Source organism: Longimicrobium sp. (assembly GCF_036387355.1).
Lineage (GTDB): Bacteria > Gemmatimonadota > Gemmatimonadetes > Longimicrobiales > Longimicrobiaceae > Longimicrobium.
In genome coordinates, this window is the sequence record NZ_DASVTX010000077.1 from 1 (window position 1) to 9,883 (window position 9,883).

At 73.0% G+C, this 9,883-nt stretch carries 7 protein-coding genes and 1 pseudogene; all 8 read left to right on the forward strand.

Annotation, left to right across the window (positions count from 1 at the left end; translation table 11 throughout):
• A pseudogene (locus tag VF665_RS03505) lies at nucleotides 1-501 on the forward strand (hypothetical protein); the annotation flags it as partial.
• A 493-nt stretch (nucleotides 502-994) separates the two neighbouring features.
• The gene (locus tag VF665_RS03510; RefSeq protein WP_331052020.1) at nucleotides 995-2,878 is read left to right on the forward strand and encodes a type VI secretion system Vgr family protein; all 1,884 of its coding nucleotides are present in this window, start codon (nucleotides 995-997) and stop codon (nucleotides 2,876-2,878) included.
• Complete coding sequence (locus tag VF665_RS03515; RefSeq protein WP_331052021.1) at nucleotides 2,878-4,317, forward strand: hypothetical protein; 1,440 nt, start codon at nucleotides 2,878-2,880, stop codon at nucleotides 4,315-4,317. The genes VF665_RS03510 and VF665_RS03515 overlap by 1 nt, the downstream gene beginning before the upstream one ends.
• Nucleotides 4,314-4,700: a DUF4280 domain-containing protein gene (locus tag VF665_RS03520; protein ID WP_331052022.1), complete on the forward strand. Its 387-nt coding sequence runs from the start codon at nucleotides 4,314-4,316 to the stop codon at nucleotides 4,698-4,700. Before VF665_RS03515 ends, VF665_RS03520 begins: the two co-directional genes overlap by 4 nt.
• Complete coding sequence (gene tssK, locus VF665_RS03525; RefSeq protein ID WP_331052023.1) at nucleotides 4,697-6,196, forward strand: type VI secretion system baseplate subunit TssK; 1,500 nt, start codon at nucleotides 4,697-4,699, stop codon at nucleotides 6,194-6,196. Before VF665_RS03520 ends, tssK begins: the two co-directional genes overlap by 4 nt.
• The gene (gene tssA / locus VF665_RS03530) at nucleotides 6,193-7,233 is read left to right on the forward strand and encodes a type VI secretion system protein TssA (protein WP_331052024.1); all 1,041 of its coding nucleotides are present in this window, start codon (nucleotides 6,193-6,195) and stop codon (nucleotides 7,231-7,233) included. The genes tssK and tssA overlap by 4 nt, the downstream gene beginning before the upstream one ends.
• Before the next feature lie 103 nt (nucleotides 7,234-7,336).
• Nucleotides 7,337-8,332: a type VI secretion system contractile sheath small subunit gene (tssB, locus tag VF665_RS03535; RefSeq protein ID WP_331052025.1), complete on the forward strand. Its 996-nt coding sequence runs from the start codon at nucleotides 7,337-7,339 to the stop codon at nucleotides 8,330-8,332.
• Nucleotides 8,333-8,384: 52 nt separating this feature from the next.
• On the forward strand, nucleotides 8,385-9,883 hold a 1,499-nt coding region (gene tssC, locus VF665_RS03540), incomplete at its 3' end, for a type VI secretion system contractile sheath large subunit (protein WP_331052026.1).

Sequence of the window (9,883 nt, forward strand, 5' to 3'; positions counted from 1 at the left end):
TTTGAGCAGGAACTGGCGCAGGCCGGCGTGCGCGCGCGGCGGCGGGAGACGTACCGGTCCGCGGAGCGGCAGGCGTACCTGTTCCAGCAGGGCCGGTCGCGCCCCGGCGGATTCGTGACCAGCACGCTCACCTCGTGGCACTGCCGCGTGGACCGGCTGGGGCGCCCCGCGGCGCGCGCGGCGGACTACGACGTGGCGCCCGGGCAGCTGGCGCGCTTTCACGACATCGCCGCGCGGATCGGGATGCAGGGGTACGGCGCGGACAGCAACGATCCCGGGCACGTGTACCTGCCCGACACCGACGCGGCGACGGGGATAGAGGTGGCTGCGCTGCGGACGCTGGCGCGCGTGCAGCACGTGACGCTGGCGACGGGGCGGCCGGAGGGCGAGTGGCAGGCGCCGGGCGCGCTGGCCCGCTGGCGGGAGCGGACGCTGGAGTTCATCCGCAATCCCGTTCCTGCCTATCCCACCTGGTACGACCCCGCCCTGCGCATCCGCTGAAGCCGGCGAGAACCGCGTCCGTCGCGAGCAACGACGAACCGCGTCTCTCACGGAGTTCACGGAGGGTGCACGGAGGCCACGGTACCGACTGTACGGATTTGCTGCTGGACCGTGAACCTCCCTAGCGACGCGGACGTTACACTCTGAACGGTCCCCGACTTTCGCCTCGACCGGCACCCGCCGGCCGGGGCTTCTTTCATTCCCCGCCTGATTTCTGGGACGCACCTGTCCCGGGTGGGACGCGGCCTGCGCCCCGTCCGTGGGACACCGGGGTGCGCAACCGGTCCAGGGCAGAGTTCCTGGCCAGTGTCCCTGCCGCGGAACCCGGCAGCGACCGGCCGTAAGTGCGCTCTCAACGGGCCTCAAAGACGGCCGATCGCTCTTATCAAAGCCAACGCGAAAAAAGAGGTTGCTTCCGCGAGCCCGCTGGATAAACCTTTGTCTCCCCGCCCGGTGCTGCTACCGGATTCTGCACCAGCCGCTCTCCTCCCGCATGAAAACCTCGCAGTTCCACGCCGCACTGACCGTCCACTCCACCCTCGGCGCGGACGTGCTCATCCCCGACCGGGTGACGGGGCGCGAGGCAGTGTCGGAGCCGTTCGGCTACGAGGTGGAACTGCACTCCGAGGACGCCGCGGTGGACTTCTCGGGGATCGTGGGGAAGTCGCTTTCCGTCGCCCTGGGGCGTCCCGGGCAGGACCCGCGGTGGATCGACGGAGTGGTGACGCGGTTCGGCCAGGGCGCCACCTCGGTGCGCGGCACCCGCTACCGCGCCGAGCTGCGCCCCTGGCTCTGGCTGCTCACCCTGCGCGCCACCTGCCGGATCTTTCAGAACAAGTCCGTGCCCGAGATCCTCGACACGCTGTTCACCGGCCACCCGGTGCGCGTGGCCCTGTCCGGCGCGTACGCCAAACGCGAGTTCTGCGTGCAGTACCGCGAATCGGACTTCGACTTCGCCTCGCGGCTCATGGAGGAGGAGGGGATCTGGTACTTCTTTGAGCACAAGCAGGGCGCCCACACGCTGGTGCTGGCGGACGACCCCGGGCAGAGCCCGGACTGCGCCGGGCTGGGCGCGGCGCGCGTGGCCCGTTCGGAGCGCGACCGCGAGATGGACGACACGGTGCTCACCTGCACGGTGGAACAGGGGCTGGCCACCCGCCGCGTGATCCTGGGCGACTACAACTTTGAAACGCCCGCGGCCACGTTGCGCGCGGACTCCGGGGGCCAGGACGGCGGCTTCGTGGTCTACGACTACCCGGGCGGTTTTGCGGGCAAGGACGCGGGCGACCGCAACGCCCGCCTGCGGGCCGAAGCGGCGGAAAGCGGCGCGGCCCGGCTGCGCGGCACCAGCACCTGCCGCGCCTTCTGCGCCGGGCACCGCTTCTCCCTTTCCGGCCACGACCGCCCCGGCGCGGACGGCGCCTACCTCCTCCTCGCCGTGGAGTCCGACGCCACGCAGGACGCCGCGTCCAACCGCTTCGAGGCGGTGGAAGCCACCGTTCCCCCGCGGCCCGCGCGCCGCACGCCGCAGCCGGTGATCCCCGGAACGCAGACCGCGGTGGTGGTGGGCAAGAGCGGCGAGGAGATCTGGACGGACAGCTACGGCCGCGTGAAGGTGCGCTTTCACTGGGACCGCGACAGCGCGGGCGACGAAACCAGTTCGTGCTGGGTGCGGGTGGCGCAGGGGTGGGCCGGCAAGGGCTGGGGCGCCTTCGTCCTCCCCCGGGTGGGGCAGGAGGTGGTGGTCACCTTTCTGGAGGGCGACCCGGACCGCCCGCTGGTGACCGGGTGCGTGTACAACGCCGCGCAGACGGTTCCGTACGGCCTTCCGGACGCGCAGACCCGCACCACGCTCCGCAGCAGCAGTTCCCCAGGGGGGGACGGCTTCAACGAAATCCGCCTGGAAGACGAAAAGGACAAGGAAGAGCTGTACCTGCACGCCCAGCGCGACCTGATGGTGGAGGTGGTCCGCAACCGCACCGTCACGCTGGCGGAGGGCGACGACGCGCTCACCGTCACCAAGGGGTCGCGCACCGTGGCGGTGGAGAAGGACGAAACCACCACCATCAAGGGCAAGCGCGCCGTCACCGTCACCGGCGACGAGACGCACACCAACGAGGCGAAGTTCACGCACGACAGCGGCGGCGACTACGTCCTGAGCGTCACCGGCAACCTCACCATCAAGGCCAGCGGCTCCATCACCCTGGAAGCGGGCACCTCGCTGGCGTCCAGCGCGGGGACCTCGCTCTCCGTCAAGGGCGGCACCTCGCTGAGCGCGGAGGCCGGAACGACGCTGACGGCCAAGGGAAGCGCCAGCGCCGAGGTGTCCAGCAGCGGAATCACCTCGGTCAAGGGCTCGCTCGTCAAGCTGAACTGATGCGCGCGCGCTCGCCCATTCCCGGGTGCCCGCCGCCGGGGCCGCCGCCCCCTCCCCCGCCGCCGCCCGTTCTCCCGCGGCGCACGGCGGAGACGCTGAACGGCGACGGGTCGCTGCGCGAGCGGGCCCGGATGCGCGGCGACGTGCTGGACGGCGTGTCGCGCACCTGCCAGGACGGGCGCGAACGGCTGCGCTCCGCCTACCGCGCGGGGCTGCTGCACGGCACCACGACGGCGTGGGACGAGCAGGGCCGGCGGACGCACCGGGCGCGCTACCGCCACGGCGTGCTGCACGGGACGGCGGAACGCTGGGAAGATGGAGTGCGGCGCGAGGCGGTGCGGTACGTGGCCGGAATCCGCCATGGCGTGAGCACCTCCTGGCACCCGGACGGAAGCACGGCGGCCGTGGTGCCCTGGGCCGCGGACCACATCGAAGGCGTTCCGGCGTGGTACTTCGAGGGCGGCGGCGTGGCGCGCACGGCGGAATTCCGCGCCGGGGTGCAGGAGGGGACGGCGACGGAGTTCTGGCCCGGCGGCACCATGCGCTCCCGTGCCGGCTACCGCGCCGGGGTGCCGGACGGCGCGCTGGACAGCTTCGCGCCGGACGGGCGGCAGCAGCAGCGCACCTGGTTCCGCCAGGGCGTCCCGGTCTTCTCTGTCCTCTGCCTCTGGACCGCCGCGGACGGCCCCGCCCCTCCCGTCCCCGCCGCTCCGGTGGATGAAGACGCGGTGCACCCGGCGTCCCTGGCGGATGCGGATCGACGGCACGGGGCGGCTGTGGATGGACCGCGCCCGGCGGATGCGAATCCGCGGCGAAGCGCGGATCGCGTCGCGGATGAGGCCGCGCTGGATGCCCTTCATCCCCTCGACGCGCCGGCCGCGGTTGATCGCCGCCCGCCGCTCGATCTGCCCGGCGCGGCGGATGACGAGCCGCACGCCGCCTCCGGAGATGGACCGGGTGCCGTCCCGCCGCGATCAGGCAGGATGACCGCACCGCGCGACCGGGACGCGCCTCTGCTCATCGCGCCGCAGATCTTCGACGGGCCCCGTTTCGCCTGGCAGCCGGCCGCATTCGATCCGCCGATCGCGATCGCTCCACGGACGATGGACGGTGCCGGCAACGGCGGCCAGGCGCCCCGCACCGGTCACCCGATCGCGATCGATTCCGAATCCGCCACGGGCGAGACGACGGAAAGCGGCTCGCAGCCGGACGGGACAATCTCCATCCCGCGGTTCGACGACGAATCTGCGGACGGAAACGAAACCCAAGCCGGGGAGCGCGCCCGGTGGTGGTTGTTCCTGTGGATGCTGCAGGTGCTGGCGCGCCTGACCCGGCGCGCCGAATGGGCGGAACAGCCCCGCGCCGTCCCCGATCCGCCGAACGGCGAACACGATCTTTTGCCCGCGAGCGGCCCCGACCCGAGCCAGAAACCCCGATGAGCCTGCAGACCTGCATGGGCGCCACCCTTTCCTGCAGCTTCGGCGCGGCGCCGAGCCAACTGGTGGTGCTTCCCGCCAACCGGGTGACCACCGGCACGCCGGCCGCCACCATCATGGACCACGCGCCGATGGTGAACGTGCCGCCGTTCGGCACCTGCATTTCCCTGGCGAACCCGATGGTGGCCGCCGCGACGGCCGCGGCCTTCGGCGTCCTGACTCCGCAACCCTGCGTTCCCGTCACCCCGGCGCCCTGGATCACGGGCTCGCCCACGGTGCTGGTGGGCGGCCTGCCCACGCTGAACGCCTCGTCCACCCTGATGTGTGCCTGGGCCGGCGTCATCACCATCGCCTCGCCGGGCCAGACCACCACGATGGTGCCATGACCACGCGCCCCGCCGGCGGCTTCGGCTGCCCCCCCGCCCGCACCCCGGCCACGCCCATCCCCCCGGGCGAAGGCTGCCGCCCCGGCCCCGGCCCGGGCCAGACCACGCGCTACGGCACCGTGCCCGACCCGGTGGCCTGGTACGAGGGGATGATGCTGGCGCCGCAGCACTTTCAGCAGTCCGCGCTGCAGGCGGAGGCGGCGCTGGGCTACCACCTGGCCGCGCTGGCGCCCTGGCACTGGGGCGTGCGGCGCCTGGCCATCGACTGCCCCGCCCTGGCGGACGGCGTCCTGGGCATCCAGCAGCTGGAGGCGGTGATGCCCGACGGCCTCGTCGTCCGCTACCAGGCCGGGACCGATCCGGAGCTGCGGATCGACCTGAAGCCGTTCGCCGCGTCCGCGCGGCGCGGCGTGCTGACCGTGCACCTGGCCGTCCGCCCGCGCGCGTCGGCGCCGGCGGCGGGGACGCCGGCCCGGTGGGAGTGCACGCCGGGGGAGACGGTGGAGGATGATTTGGGGACGGGTGGCGCGGTGGAAGTCGCGCGGATGCGGCCGCGGCTCACCCTCGTGGTCTCGGCCCAGCGGCCGCGCGGATGGGTGTCTTTCCCCCTGGCGCGCATCCGCCGCACCGCCGCCGGATTCGTGCTGGACGACGCCGCGCCGCCGCTGCTGGCGCTCGCCACCGGGCTGCCGCTGACGGAGCGCTGCGCCGACCTGGCGTGCACGGCGCGGGGGCGGGCGGTGTCGCTGGCGCGTGCCGTCCGCAGGGGCCGCGCCGCGGGAGACGCGCAGCGGGCGGCGGCGGCGCAGGCCGGGCTGGCCGCGGTGACGGCCGCCCTTCCCCGGCTGGAGGCGCTGGTGCACTCCGGGGTGGCGCACCCGCGCGAGGTGCACCTGGCCCTGTGCGACTTCGCCGGGCAGCTGGGGCCGGTGGGGCCCGGCGTCCCCGCCCCGCTCTTTCCCGCCTACGACCACGACGACCCGCACCGCTCGCTGGGCGCCGTGCTGGACTTCTGCGAAACGGCGCTGGACGAGGTGCAGGACGCGTGGTTCCTGTTCGCCTTCCGCCACCGGCGCGGCGCGTTTCGCCTTCTTCCCCGCCCCGCGTGGAAGGACCGGGCGGAGCTGCTGGTGGGCGCCGTGGCCCCGCGCGGCCTCACCGGGCGCGAGCTGGCCGCGTGGGTGGCGCGGGCGCGCATCGCCAGCGCCTCGCGCATGCCGGCGCTGGCCGCGGGCGAGGGGCCGGGCGCCCCGCGCGAAGTGATCGCCGCGCCGCCGGGGCTCCCGGCGGCCGACGGGCGCGTGTACTTCCGCGTGGCCGTGGACCGGCGGTTCGTCATTCCCGGTGAACGGCTGCAGGTGCTGCCGCCCGTGGCGTGCGCCCCCTCCCGCGGCCCGCGCCGGCTGATGCTGTGCATCCCCATCGCCGCCGCGCCGCAGCCGCCCGCGCCGGCGGATCCGGGCGTGACTCCCGACCCCGCATCGCACCCGTCATGAGCGTCACCGCCACTCAGGCGCCGCCTTTTGCCGAGACGCTGCAGGCCGTGCTGGCGCCCATCCCCGCCGAGCGGCAGGTGAGCCTGTCCGCGGACGGCACCCTGGCCCTGCTTCGCGAGGCCCGCCGCGAAGACGACCCCACGCTGCCGCGGGGGATCTGGGAAACGGAACTGAAGCGCGCCGACTGGCCGGGCGTGGCGCGGGGGGCCTGCGACGCGCTGGCCACGCGCAGCAAGGACCCGCACGCCGGGGCGATGCTGGCCGAGTCGTGGGTGCACCTGTACGGCTTCGCGGGCGCGCGCGACGGAATCCGCCTGCTGCACGCGCTGTGGGAGGCGGGCGCGGGGCAGGACGAGCCGGAGCGCGGCGCCGCCGCGGTGGACTGGGTGAACGCGCACCTTCCCGACGCCCTGCGCCGCGTCGCCATCACCCGCCCCGCCGGGGGGCAGGACGAGGCGTACGGGTGGAACGACTGGCGCGCCGCGGCCCACCGCGAGGCCGCCCGCCGCCAGCACCCCGGCGAGCGCCCCGCGCCCGACGAGGTGACCCGCGCGCGCATTCAGGACGCGGCCCAGCGCACCCCGCGCGCCTTCTACGCCGCGGCCGAGCACGACCTGTCGCAGGCGCTGGGCGCCGTGGACGCCTTTCAGGCCGCGCTGCGCAAGGAGGGCGGAAACGCGCCGCCCACCCTGGCGCGCACCCGCGACACCCTGGTGGAGATCCACCCGTGGGTGCACGCGCTCCTGGCCCGCCGGCCGGAAGCCGAGCCCCCGCCGCCCGAGCCGGAGGCGCAGGCCCCCGCCGGGCCGGACCCGCGCCACCCCGTGGGGAGCCGCGCCGAGGCGTACCGGATGCTGGAGGCGGCGGCCTCCTTTCTGGCCCGCACCGAGCCGCACAGCCCCACCCCGCACCTGGTGCGCCGCGCCGTGGCGTGGGGGCAGATGGACCTGGCCGAGCTGCTGGTGGAGCTGGCCGGCGAAGGGTACGACCTGAACTCGCTGCGCAAGCTGCTGGGGCTCGTGGAGCCGCGGCGCTGACGTTCCGGCGCCGGCATCGGGCCGGCGCCAAAAAAGACGCATCCCGCCAGCCGGGCCGGATTCGTCCCCCACCCCTGTCCTTATCGGACGAAAAGAGGAGAAGATGGACGCCAACGAGAGGCAGCACTGGCTGAGCCGCAACCGCCCCCCGCGGGTGCAGATCACGTACGACGTGGAAACGCTGGGTTCCAGCGCCAAGCTGGAGATCCCCTTCATCGTGGGGGTGATCAGCGACCTGGCGGGCAACACGGTGCAGGACGACGCCATGCCCGAGCGCCGCTTCGTGGAAACGGACCGCGACAACTTCGGCGCGGTGATGGCGGGGCTGGCTCCCACCCTCACGCTCAAGGACGTGCCCAAGCGCACTATCCAGCGTGACACGACGGGCACGTCCGCCATCAAGGACGGCACGAACACGCTGGCCATCACCGGCCTGCCGTTCCGGAGCATGGAGGACTTCGGGCCGCTGCAGGTCATCGACCACGTCCCGGACCTGAAGGCGGTGATGACGCTGCGGCAGCAGCTTTCCACCCTTATGGCGTCGCTGGGCACCAGCGCCGACCTGGACAGCACGCTGCGGACCCAGGCCACCACGGCCTGCTTCGACGGCGTCACCGCCAAGGTGACCGTCGCCGACAAGGCCCTGAACGATGCGTCGACCGCCTTCGGGCTCGCGGCGGACGCCGTCACGGCGGCGGACGCGGCCGCCACCACGACGGCCGCGCTGAAGAAGGCCGTCACGGACGCGCTGGCGAGCGGCACGCCGTACGACAAGGCCAAGGCCGGCCTCACGGCCGCCATCCCCCTCGCCAAGGCAGCCCCGGCGGACGCCGCCAAGCTGGCGGACGCCACCACCAAGGCGCAGACCCTGGCCACGGAAGCCGGCAAGGTGACCACCCTCATCACCAGCGGAATCACGGCGCTCAAGACGACCGTGGGCGGGTGGACGCCGGCCGACGCGGAGAAGCAGGCGAACAAGGACGCCGCCACGGCCATCACCACCGCGAACACGGCGGTCGGCCCGGTGGCTTCGGACTTCGGCGCGATCCCCGGCTTCTTCAGCACCGTCGCCGTTCTGAACCCGCCCGCCGCGTCCTGACGCTCCGCCGGCCGGACCCTCAACCCACCCATCCCCGGGAGTACCAGGAGTCATGAGCAACAACGCAGCAACCATTCTTGCGCCGGCCGCGCCCACCACGGGCGGCGCGCCGGGCACCATCGCCTTCAACGCGCCCATCGTGGGCGACGACGCCGCCGCCCGCGCCAGCGAGCGCAACCAGGCATTCATCGACGAACTGCTCGCCGGCAACATCAGCTTCACCGCGGGCCAGCCCCTGGCGGCCGGCATCAACACGCGCATCGCCGAGCTGGACCTGCTGCTGAGCGCCATGGTGAGCGACGTGCTGCACCACCCCGACTTTCAGAAGCTGGAAGCGAGCTGGCGCGGGCTGAATCAGCTGGTGATGAACAGCGACACCGGCCCGCTGCTCAAGCTGAGGGTGCTGTCCGCCACCACGGACGAGCTGCGGGACGACCTGAACAAGGCCATCGACTTCGACCAGAGCGCCCTGTTCAAGAAGCTGTACGAAGAAGAGTACGGCACCTTTGGCGGCAACCCGTACAGCTGCCTGCTGTTCGACTACGAGTTCGACCGCTCGCCCATGGACGCCGACCTGGCGGCCCGGCTGTCGGGGGTGGCGGCGGCGGCGCACGCCCCCATGATCGCCGCGGCGAGCCCCCGCCTCTTCGACCCGGGGTGGACGGACTTTCAGCGGCTTCCCATTCCGCGCGACCTCAGCAAGATCTTCGAGGCCATCGACCTGGCGCCGTGGAACGCGTTCCGGAAGTCGGAAGACTCGCGCTACCTGTCGCTGGTGATGCCGCGCGTGATGATGCGGCTGCCCTACGGCGCCAAGACCTCGCCCGTGGAGGGAATGGACTTCGAGGAAACGGTGGACGGCGCCACGCACACGCAGTTCCTGTGGGGCACCGGCGCCTGGGCGCTGGGCCAGCGCATCACCGCGGCCTTTTCGCTCTACGGCTGGTGCGCCGCCATCCGCGGCATGGGCGACGGCGGCGGGATGGTAGACGGGCTTCCGCTCTACACCTTCACCACGCCGGCCGGCGACACGACCGCCAAGATCCCCACGGAGGTGTCCATCACCGACCGCCGCGAAAAGGAGCTGAACGACCTGGGCTTCATCGCCCTCTGCTACCAGAAGGGAACCAACAGCGCCTGCTTCTTCGGCGGCGCCACCACGCAGAAGCCGGTGACGTACACCAACCCGGCCGCCAGCGAGAACGCGCAGGCGTCGGCGCTGCTCCCGTACGTGCTCGCCGCCTCGCGGTTCGCGCACTACATCAAGCAGATCGGCCGGCAGAAGGTGGGAACGTTCCAGACCCGCGCCGGGATCGAAAAGGCGCTCAACAGCTGGATCGCCGACTACGTGCTGCTGAACGACGACGCGCCGCAGCAGGCCAAGGCGCGGTACCCGCTGCGCGAGGCCCGCATCGACGTCACCGAGGTGCCCGGGCAGCTGGGCGCGTACAACGCCACCGTGTTTCTGCGGCCGCACTTTCAGCTGGAGGCGCTCACCGCGTCCATCCGCCTGGTGGCCAAGATTCCGCCCCCGGCCGCCGCGGGCGCCTG

Excerpts from the sequence above, each read along its gene's own strand:
- VF665_RS03510 (WP_331052020.1), top strand. The coding sequence starts at position 995 with ATGAAAACCTCGCAGTTCCACGCCGCACTGACCGTCCACTCCACCCTC.
- VF665_RS03515 (WP_331052021.1), top strand. The coding sequence starts at position 2,878 with ATGCGCGCGCGCTCGCCCATTCCCGGGTGCCCGCCGCCGGGGCCGCCG.
- VF665_RS03520 (WP_331052022.1), top strand. The coding sequence starts at position 4,314 with ATGAGCCTGCAGACCTGCATGGGCGCCACCCTTTCCTGCAGCTTCGGC.
- tssK (WP_331052023.1), top strand. The coding sequence starts at position 4,697 with ATGACCACGCGCCCCGCCGGCGGCTTCGGCTGCCCCCCCGCCCGCACC.
- tssA (WP_331052024.1), top strand. The coding sequence starts at position 6,193 with ATGAGCGTCACCGCCACTCAGGCGCCGCCTTTTGCCGAGACGCTGCAG.
- tssB (WP_331052025.1), top strand. The coding sequence starts at position 7,337 with ATGGACGCCAACGAGAGGCAGCACTGGCTGAGCCGCAACCGCCCCCCG.